15 protein-coding genes are annotated in these 16,626 nt (G+C 67.8%); 5 read left to right on the forward strand and 10 right to left on the reverse strand.

The window, feature by feature from the left end; all coding sequences use genetic code 11:
• Positions 1-65: 65 nt before the first annotated feature.
• The 4 genes from WDU93_RS11575 to dut form a co-directional block, all read right to left on the reverse strand.
• The gene (locus tag WDU93_RS11575; protein ID WP_337320752.1) at positions 66-2,945 is read right to left on the reverse strand and encodes an aconitate hydratase; all 2,880 of its coding nucleotides are present in this window, start codon (positions 2,943-2,945) and stop codon (positions 66-68) included.
• A gap of 108 nt (positions 2,946-3,053) precedes the next feature.
• Positions 3,054-3,806, reverse strand: coding sequence for a DUF3159 domain-containing protein (locus tag WDU93_RS11580; protein ID WP_337320755.1), 753 nt, complete (start codon positions 3,804-3,806; stop codon positions 3,054-3,056).
• On the reverse strand, positions 3,803-4,390 hold the full coding sequence (locus WDU93_RS11585; RefSeq protein ID WP_337320757.1) for a DUF3710 domain-containing protein: 588 nt from the start codon (positions 4,388-4,390) through the stop codon (positions 3,803-3,805). Before WDU93_RS11585 ends, WDU93_RS11580 begins: the two co-directional genes overlap by 4 nt.
• Positions 4,387-4,836, reverse strand: a complete 450-nt coding sequence (gene dut / locus WDU93_RS11590) for a dUTP diphosphatase (RefSeq protein WP_337320759.1) — start codon at positions 4,834-4,836, stop codon at positions 4,387-4,389. The genes WDU93_RS11585 and dut overlap by 4 nt, the downstream gene beginning before the upstream one ends.
• A 12-nt stretch (positions 4,837-4,848) precedes the next feature.
• Between dut and WDU93_RS11595 the strand changes: the two genes are divergently transcribed.
• Positions 4,849-5,331, forward strand: a complete 483-nt coding sequence (locus WDU93_RS11595; protein WP_337320762.1) for a DUF3093 family protein — start codon at positions 4,849-4,851, stop codon at positions 5,329-5,331.
• 78 nt (positions 5,332-5,409) lie between these two features.
• Here WDU93_RS11595 and WDU93_RS11600 read toward each other — a convergent pair whose 3' ends face one another.
• Complete coding sequence (locus WDU93_RS11600; RefSeq protein WP_337320764.1) at positions 5,410-5,703, reverse strand: DUF4193 domain-containing protein; 294 nt, start codon at positions 5,701-5,703, stop codon at positions 5,410-5,412.
• Between the two features lie 206 nt (positions 5,704-5,909).
• Between WDU93_RS11600 and sepH the strand changes: the two genes are divergently transcribed.
• Entirely contained in the window at positions 5,910-6,950 is a 1,041-nt protein-coding gene (gene sepH / locus WDU93_RS11605; RefSeq protein ID WP_337320765.1) for a septation protein SepH, read from the forward strand.
• A gap of 26 nt (positions 6,951-6,976) precedes the next feature.
• Here sepH and WDU93_RS11610 read toward each other — a convergent pair whose 3' ends face one another.
• Positions 6,977-8,104: an alkaline phosphatase family protein gene (locus tag WDU93_RS11610; protein ID WP_337320766.1), complete on the reverse strand. Its 1,128-nt coding sequence runs from the start codon at positions 8,102-8,104 to the stop codon at positions 6,977-6,979.
• A gap of 83 nt (positions 8,105-8,187) precedes the next feature.
• Between WDU93_RS11610 and WDU93_RS11615 the strand changes: the two genes are divergently transcribed.
• Positions 8,188-10,632 (forward strand): DNA gyrase/topoisomerase IV subunit A, encoded by a 2,445-nt coding sequence (locus WDU93_RS11615; RefSeq protein WP_337320768.1) that lies wholly within the window; start codon positions 8,188-8,190, stop codon positions 10,630-10,632.
• Positions 10,633-10,846: 214 nt separating this feature from the next.
• Positions 10,847-11,221, forward strand: a complete 375-nt coding sequence (locus WDU93_RS11620; RefSeq protein WP_337320770.1) for a GIY-YIG nuclease family protein — start codon at positions 10,847-10,849, stop codon at positions 11,219-11,221.
• 48 nt (positions 11,222-11,269) lie between these two features.
• Here the strand turns inward: WDU93_RS11620 and WDU93_RS11625 are convergent, their stop codons facing one another.
• Positions 11,270-13,372: a DNA gyrase/topoisomerase IV subunit B gene (locus WDU93_RS11625; protein ID WP_420064068.1), complete on the reverse strand. Its 2,103-nt coding sequence runs from the start codon at positions 13,370-13,372 to the stop codon at positions 11,270-11,272.
• A gap of 179 nt (positions 13,373-13,551) precedes the next feature.
• On the opposite strand from WDU93_RS11625, the gene WDU93_RS11630 reads away from it, so the two are divergent.
• On the forward strand, positions 13,552-13,764 hold the full coding sequence (locus tag WDU93_RS11630; protein ID WP_337320772.1) for a DUF7455 domain-containing protein: 213 nt from the start codon (positions 13,552-13,554) through the stop codon (positions 13,762-13,764).
• Between the two features lie 15 nt (positions 13,765-13,779).
• On the opposite strand, the gene WDU93_RS11635 is transcribed toward WDU93_RS11630, so the two are convergent.
• From WDU93_RS11635 to WDU93_RS11645, 3 genes are read right to left on the reverse strand one after another with little or no spacing between them, the layout of a single operon-like run.
• Positions 13,780-14,832 carry an alanine racemase gene (locus WDU93_RS11635; RefSeq protein WP_337320773.1) on the reverse strand — a complete coding sequence of 351 codons (1,053 nt, stop codon included), beginning with the start codon at positions 14,830-14,832 and terminating at the stop codon, positions 13,780-13,782.
• Positions 14,820-15,512 carry an alanine racemase gene (locus WDU93_RS11640; RefSeq protein WP_337320775.1) on the reverse strand — a complete coding sequence of 231 codons (693 nt, stop codon included), beginning with the start codon at positions 15,510-15,512 and terminating at the stop codon, positions 14,820-14,822. Before WDU93_RS11640 ends, WDU93_RS11635 begins: the two co-directional genes overlap by 13 nt.
• The gene (locus WDU93_RS11645) at positions 15,509-16,540 is read right to left on the reverse strand and encodes a sugar-transfer associated ATP-grasp domain-containing protein (protein WP_337320777.1); all 1,032 of its coding nucleotides are present in this window, start codon (positions 16,538-16,540) and stop codon (positions 15,509-15,511) included. Before WDU93_RS11645 ends, WDU93_RS11640 begins: the two co-directional genes overlap by 4 nt.
• Positions 16,541-16,626 lie beyond the last annotated feature (86 nt).

Below are 16,626 nucleotides of genomic sequence, written 5' to 3' on the forward strand. Positions count from 1 at the left end.
AATCACGTGTGACGCACGGCAAGGGGCTCGGATGCCGAAGCACCCGAGCCCCTGTGCTCTTAGCGTCAGACCAGCGAGCGCAGCACGTACTGCAGGATGCCGCCGTTGCGGTAGTAGTCGGCCTCACCGGGGGTGTCGATGCGAACCACGGCGTCGAACTCCACCGGCTGCTTGCCCTCGGGCGAGAACTCGCTCGGGGTAGCGGTGACCTTGACCGTCTTCGGTGTGATGCCCTCGTTGAGCTGCTCGAGGCCCTCGATCGCGACGATCTCGGTGCCGTCCAGCCCCAGCGACTCCCAGGAGGTGCCGGCCGGGAACTGCAGAGGCACGACGCCCATGCCGATGAGGTTGGAGCGGTGGATCCGCTCGAAGCTCTCGGTGATGACCGCCTTCACGCCCAGCAGGTTGGTGCCCTTGGCCGCCCAGTCACGCGAGGATCCGGAACCGTACTCCTTGCCACCGAAGATCACCAGCGGGATGCCCTGGTCCTGGTAGTTCTGCGAGGCGTCGTAGATGTACGCCTGCGGGCCACCTTCCTGGGTGAAGTCGCGGGTAAAGCCGCCCTCGATCTGCTCACCGTCGTTGACCGCCTTGACCAGTGCGTTCTTCAGACGGATGTTGGCGAAGGTGCCGCGGATCATGACCTCGTGGTTGCCACGACGCGAGCCGTAGGAGTTGAAGTCCTTCTGCGTCACACCGTGCTCGGTGAGGTACTGCGCGGCGGGAGTACCGGCCTTGATGTTGCCCGCCGGCGAGATGTGGTCGGTCGTGACCGAGTCGCCGAGGGTCGCCAGCACGCGAGCACCGGTGATGTCCGTGACCGGAGCCGGGGTGAGACCCATGCCGTCGAAGTACGGGGCCTTGCGGACGTACGTCGAGTCGGCATCCCACTCGAACACGGGTCCGGTGGGGGTGGGCAGGTTCTTCCAGCGCTCGTCACCGTCGAACACGGTCGCGTACTGCTTGATGAACTGGTCGCGCGAGATCGAGGCGTCGATGATCTCCTGCACCTCGGCCGGGTCCGGCCAGATGTCCTTGAGGAAGACCTCGTTGCCGTCTGCGTCCTTACCGAGCGCATCGGTCTCGAAGTCGAAGTGCATCGAACCGGCGAGAGCGTAGGCGACGACCAGCGGCGGGCTGGCCAGGTAGTTCATCTTCACGTCGGGGCTGATCCGGCCCTCGAAGTTGCGGTTGCCCGAGAGCACGGCGGTGACGGCGAGGTCGTTGTCGTTGATCGCGGTCGAGACCTCTTCGATCAGCGGACCCGAGTTGCCGATGCAGATCGTGCAGCCGTAGCCAACCGTGTAGAAGCCGAGGCCCTCGAGGTCCTTGTCGAGACCGGACTTCTCGTAGTAGTCGGTGACGACCTTCGAGCCGGGGCCGAGCGTGGTCTTCACCCACGGCTTCTGCTTCAGGCCCTTCTCGCGCGCCTTACGGGCGAGAAGGCCTGCGGCGATCATCACCGACGGGTTGGACGTGTTGGTGCACGAGGTGATCGCGGCGAGCGTCACCGCTCCGTTGTCGAGGATGTAGTCCAGGCCCTCGGGCGTGGTCACCTTGACGGGCTTGGAGGCGTTCGCCGGCGCACCGCTGTTGATGTGGACGGGGCGGGTCACCTCGTCCTCTTCGCCGGGAGCTCCGCCCGGGTCGGATGCCGGGAACGAGTGCTTCGACTCGAGATCGACCATCGAGTCGCTCGTGGAAGCCGTCGCGTAGTTGACGATGTCCTGCTCGAACTGCTCCTTGGCCTCGGAGAGGAGGATGCGGTCCTGCGGGCGCTTCGGGCCGGCGATCGAGGGGACGACGGTCGACAGGTCGAGCTCGAGGTACTCGCTGTACTGCGGCTCCTTGTCGGCGTCGTGCCACAGCGACTGCGCCTTCGCGTAAGCCTCGACGAGGGCGACGGCCTGCTCGTCGCGGCCGGTCAGGCGCAGGTAGTCCAGGGTGACGTCGTCGATCGGGAAGATCGCTGCGGTCGAGCCGAACTCCGGCGACATGTTGCCGATGGTGGCGCGGTTGGCGAGCGGCACGGATGCCACACCGGCACCGTAGAACTCGACGAACTTGCCGACGACGCCGTGCTGGCGGAGCATGTCGGTGATCGTGAGCACGACGTCGGTGGCGGTCACGCCGGCGGGGATCTCGCCGGTGAGCTTGAAGCCCACGACGCGCGGGATGAGCATGGAGACGGGCTGGCCGAGCATGGCTGCCTCGGCCTCGATCCCGCCGACGCCCCAGCCGAGCACGCCCAGACCGTTGACCATGGTGGTGTGCGAGTCGGTGCCGACACAGGTGTCGGGGTACGCGCGCAGCGCGCCGTCGACGGTGCGGTCGTAGATGACCTTGGCCAGGTGCTCGATGTTGACCTGGTGCACGATGCCGGTTCCCGGCGGCACGACCTTGAAGTCGTCGAAGGCGCCCTGGCCCCAGCGGAGGAACTGGTAGCGCTCACCGTTGCGCTCGTACTCGATCTCGACGTTGCGCTCGATGGCGTCGGGGCGACCGAAGAGGTCGGCGATGACGGAGTGGTCGATCACCATCTCGGCAGGCGAGAGAGGGTTGATCTTGTTCGGGTCTCCGCCCAGCGCGGTGACGGCCTCACGCATGGTGGCGAGGTCGACGATGCAGGGCACGCCGGTGAAGTCCTGCATCACCACGCGCGCGGGGGTGAACTGGATCTCGGTGTCGGGCTCGGCAGCCGGGTCCCACGAGCCGAGGGCCTCGATCTGCGCCTTGGTGACGTTGGCGCCGTCCTCGGTGCGGAGCAGGTTCTCCAACAGCACCTTGAGGCTGAAGGGGAGCTTCTCGTAGCCGGCGACAGTGTCGACGCGGAAGATCTCGTAGTCGGTGCTGCCGACCGTCAGGGTGCTCTTTGCACCGAAGCTGTTCACCGTGGACACGGGTGCGTCTCCTTCTGGTCGAATGGAAGCGACAAGCGGTTCCATCTTGCTCGCCTCGGAGGTTCTGCGGCTAGCAAGGCGGACCTAACCAGTCTGCGCCTGTTCTGGCCTGAGCAGAAGCCTGCGATTTATCTTGACATCAAGATAAATTTATCACGCCTCCGCCGAGCCGTCGCTCTCCGACGCGCGGGCGTACAGCCGGGTGACGGCGAAGAAGGTCAGCGCCAAGACGGCGGCGAACAGCGGGATGCCCATGACGATCTTCACCGTGCCGAGCGTTGCCACGTCGCCGGCGAAGTAGAACGGCAGCTGGGCACCGAGGCGCGCCAGGAACAACAGCGCCCAGACGATCGTCAGCGCCGAGAACACCCGCATCTTGCGTCGGTCGGTCCGCCAGGTGACGCCCTCGTTCTTCAGGAAGCCGACGACGACCCCGATCAACGGCCAGCGCACGAGAACCGACAGCAGGAACGCCGAGCCGTACGCGATGTTCGTGATGAAGCCGACGACGAATTGGTCGGCCGCGTTGCCCGTGAACAGCGGCAGACCGGCGGCGATCACCGCAGCGAACAGGCCGGAGAGCGCCGCGATCGGCGTCGAGCGACCCAACAGGCGGATGACGGTGAACACCGCGGCCGCGCCGACCGAGATCGACAGCGCGAGGACGAGATTGCTCGTGGCGGTGTACGTCACGATGAACGCGAGCAGAGGCAGAACGGACTCGGCGATCCCCCGCCAGCCTCCGATCACACGCCACACGACGTGCCCGGTGCTCGCCTCCGACTCGGGGTCGATCCCGGCTCGCCGGGCGGCGCTGCCAACGGCATCCCCGAGGATCTCGGAGGCACTGCGCTGGTCGGCATCCGCCGGCGCCGGCTTCTCCGGCTCGCGCTCGGCGTCGGTCATGCGGAGCCGGGCGTCGACGGCATCTTCAGCGGGATCAGATCACGCGGGGGCATCGGTGTGCCGCCGCGGACGACCACGATCGACCGGAAGAGGTCTTCGACCTGCGCAGCCGCGGCGGGATCTGCCGCCGCATCCCCGCCGATCACGCCGCGCAGGAACCATCGCGGACCGTCGACGCCGACAAATCGCGCCAGCCGCATGCCAGACCCTTCGGCGGCCGTTGCCGGCACCTCGGCCAGGAGTTCCTTGCCCAGGGGGCCCTCACGCTCTTCGGCGCGTCCGCCCTGGGAGCGGATCTGGTCGCGCAGCTGCACCCGTGTCTCGTCCCACAGGCCGCGCGAGCGCGGCGCCGCGAACGGCTGCACCTGCAGCGATGAACCGGCGTAGTCCAGTCCCACCGCCACGATGCGCTTGGTCTGCTCCTCCACCTCGAGGCGCAAGTTCAGGCCCTCGCGCGGGAGCACCTTGATGCCGCCGAGGTCGATGTACGGGCGGACCGGGTTCGCCTCCGAATCGTCGAAGGGGCCCGCTGAGGCACGATCGTCCGGGGCCGACTTCAGCGCCGGCACGTTCTCTTCAGTCATTCACTCTTTCCCTGCGTGTATCCCGTCGACCCGAAGCCACCCTCTCCGCGGACGCTTTCGGGAAGCTCATCGACGGGTTCGAAGGTCGCCTGGATCACAGGCATGATGATCAGCTGCGCGATGCGGTCGCCGACGGCCACATCGTACGCTTCCTTGCTGTCGGTATTCAGCAGGCTCACCTTGATCTCGCCGCGGTACCCCGCATCCACGGTGCCGGGACTGTTCACGATCGTGATGCCGTGCTTGGCTGCCAGCCCGCTGCGCGGTACGACGAAGGCGGCGTAGCCCTCGGGGAGCGCGATGCGCACGCCTGTCGGCACGAGGGCGCGTTCGCCCGGTGCCAGCGTGAGCGCTTCCGTCGACGTGAGATCTGCTCCTGCATCACCCGGGTGCGCATAGGCGGGAGTGACAGCGGCGATAATGGGGACGACAACGGATTCAGTCACCCCAAGAGGCTAATGCAGAACGACACGCAGCACGCGCGGACGCGGTACCGCGAGCGGCTGACCCCTGGACTCCCCCTGCTGGTGACGATCGCGCTGGTCGGCCCCATGGTCGCGCTCGTCTTCGTGCCGATCGGCGCCACGACCGCGCTGATCATCGGCGCCGCGGCATCCTTGCTGCTGGTGCTCGCCAGCGTGCTGCTCTCCCCCAGCATCCGCGTCGATGGCACGGTGCTGCGCGTGGGGCGCGCACACATCGACGCGCAGTGGCTCGCGGAGCCGGAGACGTTCACTGGTGACGAGGCGCGCGAGCGCCGGGGACCGTTGCTGCCCGGGGATGGATGGCATCTGATCCGCGGTGGTGTCGATGGTGTCGTGGTCGTGGCGCTCACCGACCCGGATGACCCGGTACACAGCTGGACGATCTCCAGTCGCACCCCCGATCGTCTGGCCGCCGCGATCCGCGCCGCACGCGCTGCGGTCAGCGATCAGCGCTGAGCATCCCCGCGGAACGCGCCCTGAACGCAGAACGCGCCCCCAAACCGGATGGTTGGGGGCGCGGAGTGTCGCGTGGCGTCAGGCCGCGCATTCCTTGCAGATCGGGCCGTTCGCGTCCTCGTGATCGAGCTGCGAGCGGTGCTTCACCAGGAAGCAGCTCATGCAGGTGAACTCGTCCTGCTGAGCGGGAAGGACGACGACGTCGAGCTCCACATCAGACAGGTCGGCGCCCGGAAGCTCGAAGCCGGTGGGGTTGTCAGAATCTTCGACGTCACCCGAGCCGGATCGAGTCTCCGGTCGTTCCTTGAGCGCCTCGATCGACTCTGAGGAGTCGTCTTCGCTCTTGCGGGGGGCGTCGTAGTCGGTTGCCATGCTGGATCTCCACTTCCATGGTGCGAGTGGTGTTTTGGGGAGGGTGCCGTTTCGGGTGAGCGGCGGCCATAGTTTGCACGACCGGAGCCTCTTTTGCAAATGCCCTCTCCTGTGCCGGGTGAAACTCGCGGCACGCCCACGGTATTCCCGGCTCCCGGCGCCCGCGCGTGACACCATGAACGCACACTCTTCTGAGGGGCATTCGCATGGAAAACGTCACCATCGTCGGAACAGAAGCGGGGGTTCTCGTCCTCGCGACAGAATCCGGGCAGCGCTTCGCGCTCCCCATCGACGACGTCCTGCACCGCGAGATCAAGCGCGCCACGCGGGATTCCGAGCCGGCCCCTGCCCGCCTCGCGGCCAGTCCGCGCGACATCCAGGCCCAGATCCGTGCGGGGCTCGGTGCGCAGGAAGTCGCCGACCTCCTCGGTGTGAGCGTCGCGGATGTGGCCCGCTTCGAAGGCCCGGTGCTGGCGGAGCGGGAACACATCATCGGACAGGCGCTGGCCGTGCCCGTGCTGATCGGTAGCGAGGTCGAGCCTGACGCGCAGCCCACGTTCGGCACTGCTATTCGCGCCAAGCTCGCCGACCTCGACGCAGCGGACGAGCGGTGGGCCAGCTGGAAAGACGAGTCCGGCTGGACCGTCAAGCTGGAGTTCACCGCCAACGAGGTCGCCCACGACGCGCGCTGGAGCTTCGACCCGCGTCGCAGCGCGCTCGCGCCACTGAATGCGGATGCCACCCAGCTCTCCCGTCAGGGATCGTTGCCCGAAGGGCTGATCCCACGGCTGCGCGCTGTCGACTCCGACAAGCAGTCGCCCTACAAGGACGACAGTCGCTTCGACTCGGGCGCCTTCGGTCCTCGTCTGGTTCCCGCCCCGGCTGAGGACGAGCAGGAGTGGGAGCAGCCCGAGCGCAACGGCGCTGCCGTTCAGGATGCCGCTGCGCGCCACGCGCCAGACCCGTCGACGACGAGCGCCGAGACCGCAGATCTGCTCGAGGCTCTTCGCCGGCGTCGAGGTCAGCGTGAGCCGGCGCCCATGATCGACGACGACCCGCCCGCGTCCACTCCGAGCGGCCCGGCGCCGATCGCGACCCTGTTCGATCAGGTCGCCGATGAGCCTGAGACCGCAGAGCAGCCGGCACCGGCACCCGCAGAACCCTCAGACAACTCGGCGCGACGCCGCAGGCGAAACGCGATGCCGTCATGGGACGAGATCGTCTTCGGAGCCCGCACCGACGAGTGACCCGATCTGCGCGATGAGCGCCGCGCTCAGCCCGCGAACGCTCCGTGGCGAATCAGCGGAACGCGCCATTCCTCATCCGTGAGGGCGCCGTGTTGGCCGACCATGCCTCGCGAACGCTGATCGGCAGCGGCACCGTCGTAGATGGCGTGATTGCTGCGGGCGATCACGATCAGGTCGCCGATCCGCGATGCCGCTGCGTCGGTGACAATGGGGCCGAACAGACCGGCAGCGATCGCCTCGTCGCGTGAAGCGGCCTCCGCGAAACCGGTGAGGTCGCGACGCCACCGCTCGACGACCGCCTCCGTCGAAGCATCCGCCTCGAGATACACGTGCAGCATGCGCGGCTCGCCGCCGATGAGTCGAACGCCGTCGTGCCAGCCCTCGTCCGGATCCAGCACAAGCTGGCGGTGTGCGGGGACGTCGACCATTCCGTGGTCGGCGGTGATGAGGGCACCCACGCCCTCCGGCAGCCGCCGTGACAGTGCCGCATCCACATCTTCCAAAGCGGCGACCCACTCGGCCGAGTCCACACCGTGAGCGTGTCCTGCTTTGTCGACCTCCGGCAGATAGCAATAGACGATCGCGCCGGGGTTCGCATCTGCGAGCTCCCAGGCGACCTGCACGCGGTCCACCGCGTTACGGCCGCCGCGGAAGTCCGCGCCACGCAGCGTCGCGACGCTGAAGCCGGTGTTCACGTACCCGGGCATGCCGACGGCGAAAGACGGGATGCCCGCGCTTGTCGCCTGTTCGAAGATGGTGGGCGCTGTCTGCCACGTCTCGGGGTCGATGTGCGCCCGTTCCCAGCCGCTGAGCTGGTTGACAAGCCGGTCACGCGCGGGGTCGCGTACCTCGTACCCGACCAGGCCGTGCTCCCCCGGGTGCACGCCGGTGACAAGGCTGGTCAGCGCTGACGCGGTGGTCGTCGGGAAGACGGCAGCCGCGACATCCTTCTTGCCCATGCCGGCGGTGAGCGTGCGAGCGTGGCCAGCATGGGCACGCAGCGGGATGGCCCCGAGCCCGTCGACGACGACCAGAACCGCCGACCGCACGGCCGGAAACCAGGTCGACTCACCCCGCACGGCGGCGAGCAGCTCGGGCGCCACCCCGGTGATGCTCCGCGACGCGGCGGGGGTGGACGGTAGCATGAGAGGCATCCGGGCCAGTCTGTCACAGGCATCCCGACGCGTCGCGATCACGAGCGACGCGAACCGGCCCCCGAGCGTCCCGCAGGAAGTCCATGCCCTCCACCTCCGCGTCCGAGCCCGTCCAGGAACGCATCCAGGACATCGATCTGTCCCAGGAGATGCAGGGCTCGTTCCTTGAGTACGCGTACTCCGTGATCTACTCGCGTGCGCTGCCCGACGCCCGCGACGGTCTCAAGCCTGTGCAGCGCCGCATCCTCTATCAGATGGCCGAGATGGGGCTGCGCCCCGACCGCGGTCACGTCAAGAGCGCGCGCGTCGTCGGCGAGGTGATGGGAAAGCTGCACCCGCACGGCGATTCGGCGATCTACGACGCGCTCGTGCGTCTGGCCCAGTCGTTCGCGCTGCGCGTCCCCCTCGTCGATGGGCACGGCAACTTCGGTTCGCTTGATGACGGACCCGCGGCGTCGCGTTACACCGAGGCGCGTCTGGCGGCATCCGCCCTGTCGATGACCGAGAGTCTCGACGAAGACGTCGTCGACTTCGTGCCCAACTACGACGGCCAGTTCCAGCAGCCCGCTGTCCTCCCGGCCGCCTTCCCGAATCTGCTGGTCAACGGTGCCGCGGGCATCGCTGTCGGCATGGCCACGAACATGGCACCGCACAACCTCATCGAGGTTGTTTCGGCGGCCACGCATCTGCTGGAGAACCCCGAGGCGACGACCGAAGAGCTCATGGAGTTCGTCCCGGGCCCCGACTTCCCGTCGGGCGGCATTCTCATGGGGCTCGACGGTGTGAAGGATGCGTACACGGCGGGCCGTGGGGCGTTCAAGCTGCGCGCGAAGACGTCGATCGAGTCGCTCGGTCCGCGCAAGACCGGCATCGTCGTCACCGAGCTGCCCTATCAGGTCGGGCCCGAGCGCGTCATCGAGAAGTTGAAGGACGCGGTCAACGCCAAGAAGCTGCAGGGCATCAGCGACGTGCAGGACCTCACCGACCGCACGCACGGGCTGCGGCTGGTGATCACGGTGAAGACCGGCTTCGACCCGGCCGCCGTGCTCGAGCAACTGTTCCGGTACACGCCGCTGGAGGACTCGTTCTCCATCAACAACGTCGCACTCGTCGAGGGCCAGCCGCGCACGCTGGGGTTGCGAGAACTCCTGCGGGTCTACCTTGACCACCGGCTCTCGGTCGTCACACGTCGCAGTCAGTACCGGCTCGCGCGTCGAAACGAACGCCTGCACCTCGTCAAAGGTCTGCTCATCGCGATCCTCGACATCGACGAGGTCATCCAGGTCATCCGCTCCTCTGACGACTCTGAGACAGCGCGAGCCCGCCTGCAGCAGGTGTTCGAACTCGACGAGATTCAGGCCGAGTACATCCTCGAGCTGCGCCTGCGGCGCCTGACGAAGTTCTCGCGCCTCGAGCTCGAAGCCGAGCGTGACAAGCTGCTCGCCGAGATCGCCGAGCTGGAAACGCTGCTCGGCGACCCGGCGCTGCTGCGTGGACAGGTTGCCCGTGAGCTGGATGCCGTCGCCGAGACCTTCGGCACGCCGCGCCGGACCCTGCTGTTGAACGCCGCGCCGCCGAAGGCCCGGATGACCAAGAGCGCAGCCGAGCTGCAGTTGGCCGATGCCCCCACGACCGTGCTGCTGTCGACCACAGGACGCGCCGTCCGCGTGGACATGGAGCCGGGGTCGTCGATTCCGACGCCGGCACGGCGCAGCAAGCACGACGGCATCATCGCGATGCTGGAGACCACGACGCGTACGGAGATCGGCGCGGTCACCAGCCGCGGCCGCGTCATCCGGTTCACCCCCCTCGACGTGCCCGCTGTTCCCGCCGCGTCGGTGCAGTTGGGCGCCGGAGTGCGCATCGCGGACTACCTGGGCATCACGGATCGCAGCGAGAAGGTTCTCGCGCTGATCCGTTTCGACGATGACACACCCCTTGCGCTCGGCACGAAGGACGGCGTCGTCAAGCGCGTCGTGCCCTCCGGTCTCGCGGTGCGTCCGGATCTGGAGATCATCGGCCTGAAGCCCAAGGATGTCGTGATCGGTGCTGCTCCCGCGGCGGATGCGGCGGAGCTGGCGTTCGTCACCTCCGACGCCCAGTTGCTGCACTTCGCGGCATCGAATGTGCGCCCGCAGGGTGCTCCGGCAGGCGGTATGGCCGGGGTGAAGCTCGGCGCGGGCGCAGAGGTGATCTCGTTCACGGTGGTCGACTCTCCCGAGGATGCGGTGGTCGTGACGATCTCGGGCGCCGAGGGCATGCTGGCCGGCACGGACAGTGGCCGCGCGAAGGTGTCGATGTTCGCCGAGTTCCCGAGCAAGGGACGTGCGACCGGCGGCGTGCGAGCGCACGCGTTCTTGAAGGGTGAGGACCGTCTGCGGCTGGCGTGGGTCGGCACCGGCCCGGCGCGCGCGCTGGGTACCGACGGCGCTGCACGCACGTTGCCGGAGGCCGGCGCGAAGCGCGACGGTTCCGGTCAGCCCCTCGACGCCGTGGTCGGCCACATCGGCCGCGCCATCGGCGTCTGACCCGGCCGGTCAGGACGCTTCGACAAGCTCAGCGACCCCGTGCACGTTGGGTCCCTGAGCCCGTCGAAGGGCCCCAATGTTGGGTCCCTGAGCCTGTCGAAGGGCCCTCCCAGTGGGGCGGGTCTGGCAGGTTGGGTCCCTGAGCTTGTCGAAGGGCCCTCGACTTATCCACACCCGCACCATCGCGCACGGGCAGGCGACGATGATGTACCGCATGCCCTGGACCTACATCCTGCGCTGCAGCGACGGGAGCTTCTACACCGGAAGCACGAACGGCGAGCTCGAGGCACGAGTGTGGCAGCACAACCACGACGACGACTACGGTGCGGCCTACACCCGCAAGCGCCGGCCCGTCGAACTGGCGTATGCCGAACACTTCGACACGGTAGACAAGGCGTTCTTCCGTGAGAAGCAAGTGCAGGGATGGAGCCGAGCGAAGAAGATCGCGCTGATCGAGGAGCGCGGCGATGACCTCCCCCGCCTGTCGGCCTCGCGGGCGAGGGACGCTTCGACAAGCTCAGCGACCCAGGAGGCCCAGGGCGCAGCGACCCAGGAGGGTCAGGACGCGCGCCGCCGGATGGGTCCCTGAGCCTGTCGAAGGGCCCCCAAAGCTGGGCCCCTGAGCTCCGCCTTAGGGTCAGGCGTCGATGGCGTCGCGGCTGAGCCTGTCGCTCGAGGTCATGATGAACTCGCGGCGCGGGGCGACCTCGTTACCCATCAGCAGCTCGAAGGTGCGCAGCGCGCCGTCGGCGGCCTCGGCATCCGCTATCGTGACACGGCGCAGCAGGCGACCGGCCTTGTCCATCGTCGTGTTCGCGAGCTGATCGGCATCCATCTCGCCGAGTCCCTTGTAGCGCTGGATCGGATCCTGCCAGCGCTTGCCCTGCTTCTGCAGCTTGGCCAGCAGCGCGTGCAGCTCGGCTTCGCTGTAGGTGTAGATCGTCTCGTTCGGCTTCGAACCAGGGTTCATCACGATCACCCGGTGCAGCGGGGGCACGGCGGCGAAGACCCGCCCGGCTTCGACGAGCGGACGCATGTAGCGGAAGAACAAGGTCAGCAGCAGGGTGCGGATGTGCGCCCCGTCGACGTCGGCGTCGCTCATCAGGATGACTTTGCCATAGCGTGCGGCATCGAGGTCGAAGGTACGCCCCGAGCCAGCACCGATCGTGGTGATGATCGCCGCGCACTCGGTGTTGCTGAGCATGTCGCTCACCGACGCCTTCTGCACGTTGAGGATCTTGCCCCGGATGGGCAGCAGCGCCTGGAACTCGCTGTTGCGCGCGTGCCGCGCCGTACCGAGTGCGGAGTCACCCTCAACGATGAACAGCTCGCTCTGTGCGACGTCGTTCGACCGACAGTCGACGAGCTTCGCGGGCAGCGACGACGACTCGAGAGCAGTCTTACGGCGCTGCGTCTCCTTGTGCGCGCGTGCCGACACACGCGCCTTCATCTCAGAGACGATCTTGTCGAGCAACATCGACGCCTGGTTCTTGTCATCGCGCTTGGTCGAGGCGAAGCGCTGCGCGAGTTCCTTGCGCACGACCTGCGCCACGATGGTGCGCACCGCCGGGGTGCCCAGCACCTCTTTGGTCTGCCCCTCGAACTGCGGCTCGGGAACCGTGACGGTCAACACAGCCGTCAGACCGGCCAGCACGTCATCCTTCTCGAGCTTGTCGTTTCCGGCCTTCAGGCGGCGCGCATTCTGCTCGACCTGGGCGCGCAGCGTCTTGAGCAGCTCTTGCTCGAATCCCTGCTGGTGGGTGCCGCCCTTGGGCGTGGCAATGATGTTCACGAACGACCGCGTGGTCGTCTCGTACCCGGTGCCCCAGCGCAGCGCGATGTCGACCGCGCACTCACGGTGCACCTCGGTGGCCTTCATCGAGCCATCGGGCTGCAGCACGGGCACCGTCTCGTTGAATCCTCCCGTGCCCTGCAACCGCCACGTGTCCGTCACCGGGGCATCCGCGGCAAGGTACTCGACGAACTCGGAGATGCCGCCTTCGTAGCGGTAGGAGGTCTCGTTGACCCCGCCGTCCTCGCCCCCGGCGCGCTCGTCACGCACGACGATCTCCAGCCCCGGCACGAGGAACGCGGTCTGACGCGCACGGGTCTCGAGCTCAGGCAGCTGGAACGCCGCATCCTTCGTGAAGATCTGGCGGTCGGCCCAGTACCGCACGCGCGTGCCGGTGACGCCTTTGGCGACCTTGCCGATCACGCGCAGCTCGCTGCGGTCCTCGAACGGGCGGAACGGCGCATCCGGACGCGGGCCGCCCGTGCCGTCGTCGAAGATGCCGGGTTCGCCGCGGTGGAACGACATCGCGTAGGTCTTGCCGCCGCGATCGACCTCGACGTCCAGCCGCTCCGAGAGCGCGTTGACCACCGACGCGCCGACGCCGTGCAGGCCACCGGATGCCGCGTACGATCCACCGCCGAATTTTCCACCCGCATGCAGCTTGGTGTAGACGACCTCGACGCCCGTGAGGCCCGTGCGCGGCTCGACATCGACGGGGACGCCGCGGCCTCGGTCCTGCACCTCGACGCTGCCGTCGTGGTGCAGCACGACCTGGATGCTCGTGCCGTTGCCGCCCACGGCCTCATCGACGGAGTTGTCGATGATCTCCCACAGGCAATGCATGAGACCCGGCGAACCGTTCGAGCCGATGTACATGCCGGGGCGCTTGCGGACGGCTTCGAGCCCTTCGAGAACCTGAAGATGATGGGCGGAATACTCGGCTGTCACAATCCTCAAGTCTAATCTGCGGGGCTGACGCTCCCCCGTCGACACTCCCCTGCAGCGCACGACTGCTCCCCCCGCGTACGCGCTGAGCGAAACACGCCGCAAACCGGGCATGCACCCAGGATGCTCGTGGTTGTATTGAGCACACCCGCACCGAGTTCTGCACCTGAGGAGGCACCGAAATGAACGCGACGACTGAGCGAGAGACCGTCGAGTACCGCCTCACGGCGATGGACCGCTGTGACTCCTGTGGCGCCCAGGCGTACATCTCCGCCGAGGTGAACGGTTCTGAGTTGCTCTTCTGCGCCCACCACGGCCGCAAGTACGAAGAGAAGCTCCGCGCCGTCGCCACCACCTGGCACGACGAGACCGCTCGTCTCGTCGACGTCGACTGAGTCGCGTCCGCGTCGTCAGTCCGTGACGACGCGGCGCACCCGCGGCGTGAGGCGAGTGAGGATCTCCTCGCCGACCGTATCGATGCGCTCAGCGAGCGCGGTCGCATCCGACTCCCCGTCGGCACCAGGGCCGAACACCGTCACATCCTGACCCTGCCGCGCCCCGGGCCACACCTCGACCGCTGATGTCACAGCACCCACGTGACGCAGCACACGCGCACCGCCGGGCGTCCCGACGCTCGCCCCGGCGATCGTCGATGGGATGCCGTGCAGCGCGCCTACGCTGATCACGACGTGATCGTCGAGCACATCGATCACGGGTGCGCGCAACGCGGCTACCGGTGCCACACCGGGGATCTCCGGTCCGTCGGCCGAGCGCACGCCGTAGCAGAACGCGCCGATGCGCGACACGCTGCCGCGCAGCTCCGGGCGCCACCACGACGCGGCGGAGGCCGTCAGGTGCCGTGCCACCGGGCGGGCGCCCGCGCTCTCCAGCGAGGCGACAGCGCGAGCGAACTCCGCGGCGGCATCGTCGTCTTCCGCGTCGCTCGCCTCAGCCAGGTGGCTCCATACCCCGACGACATCGATGACCCCGTCGTTCTGTGCCGCCATGGCTTCGGCGATGAACGCCGGCCAGTCTTCTGGACGGACACCGTTGCGGTGCAGTCCGGTGTCGATCTTGAGGTGCACGCGCGCCGTCGTACCGACGTCGCGAGCGACAGCGACGATGCGGCGCAGGTACGGCAGGGTACCCACGCCGAGGTCGATGTCCGACGCGAGTGCCGTGCGGATCTCGTCATCGGGACTCGTGACCCAGACGAAGATCCGCGCTTGGGGCGCTCGCGCGCGGATGCGCAGCGCGGTCGACACGTCGTATCCGCCGAACAGGGCCACCGGGGTGGCCGCCTCGACGGCGGCATCCACCGCCCATTCCACGCCGTGCCCGTAGGCATCGTCCTTCATCACGACCATCAGCTGCGAGGGCGCGAGCTGACGCTGCAGCGCCGCCAGATTCTGTTGGTAGCGGGCGCGCGACATCTCCAGTCGCGGGGCCGTCAGTTCGTCCACGTGCGCACCGCCTTCGAGCCTGCGACGGCGATGAGTTCGTCCAGTCGCAAACCAGTGACCTCCGACCAGACCGCGAGTCCGTCACGCGCCGGTCCGTCTCCTCCGAAGTACACCGCCTCAGCGCCGTCCGGCACGCCGGCATCCGCCGCCTGCAGGTCTACGACGCACACGTCCATCGCCACACGGCCGACGATCGGATGCATCCTGCCGTCGATCTCCACGGATGCCGTGCTGCCCAGTGCCCGAGGGATCCCCTGCGCGTACCCGCCCGTGACGAGCGCCACCGTCGTGTCCTGCGCGGCGCGGTGCAGATACCCGTACGAGACGGCCTCCCCCGCGCGCAGCGGCTTGGTGGACAGCACCTGACCGGCAAGCCGCAGCGCAGGGCGCGTACCCGCGCCCGGCAAGCCGTACAGCAGCGCGGAATCCACGTCGGCGTCGCCTCGCGTGAGCGCGTTCACTCCCTCGCGGCGCAGCGCCTCGGCCACCAGATCGTCGTCTACGAGCACGGCCGGGACTCCCACCTGCGTCACGATGCGCGCGGTCTCCACGACGCCGTGTCCCAGCGCGTCACCGCGCAGATCGGCGATCCGCCCGCCGTGCGCGAAAGCCGCGGCGGCGCCTTCGCGCAGCGCGGCCGTCGACACGGTCGCGTGAGGCAGGGTCGACGGTGTCGTCACCGGCGACTGGCCTCGATCACCGGACGGTGCCGCTCCCGACTTCCCGTGCGGATGCCGGTAGCGCTGACGCGGGTCTCGTACAGACCGGGCGTCCAGTTGCCTTCGATGAGCACCGGCCCCTCGGGCCCGACGGCGACGTCCCAGCCGACGTAAGGGACGGTCGGAACCTCCTTGGCGGCCCGCGTGACGAGGTCGACGACCTCATCCCACAGGGGCACCTGGTAGTCGACGATCGACTTTCCAGAATCCGGGTGCGTGAGGTACTTGCTGACGTGCTTGCCGGTGTGGCCGGGGCCGAACGACTTGCCGTTCTCGTCGATCATCGTGAAGAAGCCGCCCCAGGTGAACTGGTCGCTCACCGCGCCTCGGCCGAACTTCTGCGCGGCCATGAGCACGTGCACCGTCGTGCCATCGAAGAAGGTAGCGACGCGGGTCGTGTTCACGGTGCCGGCGCAGTACTCGGCCAGGTACGGATGCTGCGCGATCGGCTCTTCGATGAGCCGCTCGCCGCGACCGATGAGCTCGTCGCGCAGCTGGTCGATGTCGGCGTGCTCGGCGGTGTCGTAGCGGAAGACGCCCTTGCCCTCTCGGCCGACCGGATGCTTCGCGATGATGACCGGATGCCGTTCGACGAACGCCTGGAACTGCTCGGGGGTGCTGTCCTCGAGGTCGAGCCACTCCCGGCCGAGGTATTCGGCGAAGCGCTTGTTGAAGGTGAGCTTGTTCTCGAACTGCAGCACGTCTGTGCGGTTGTTGAGCGCCGCCGCGAGATGGTGCTGCACGAGGGAGGTCATGAACGTCTTGCGCTCACGGCGCGAGAGCAGCGCGAAGTCGGCCTCGTAGTAGTCGATGTACGCGGTGTCGTGGAAAGCGGCCCACCACAGCATGTCGATGAAGATCGGCGGTGCCCACTTGCCCTGTTCCTCGGCGATCTGCGTCGCGAATGACCAGACCCGACCGGGGTTGAACGACGTCAGTCGCTTGGTGAAGTACTTCAGGCGCGCAGTGAGAGCGACGTCTCGAGACAAGAGGGAACCTTTCGACACGGACGGGTCCGAACGACCCATGCTAGCCGCTCCCCCTGCACGAATCCCGGTGGCACCGCCCTGTTAGC

It is taken from the genome of Microbacterium istanbulense, assembly GCF_037204145.1.
GTDB classification, from domain to species: domain Bacteria; phylum Actinomycetota; class Actinomycetes; order Actinomycetales; family Microbacteriaceae; genus Microbacterium; species Microbacterium istanbulense.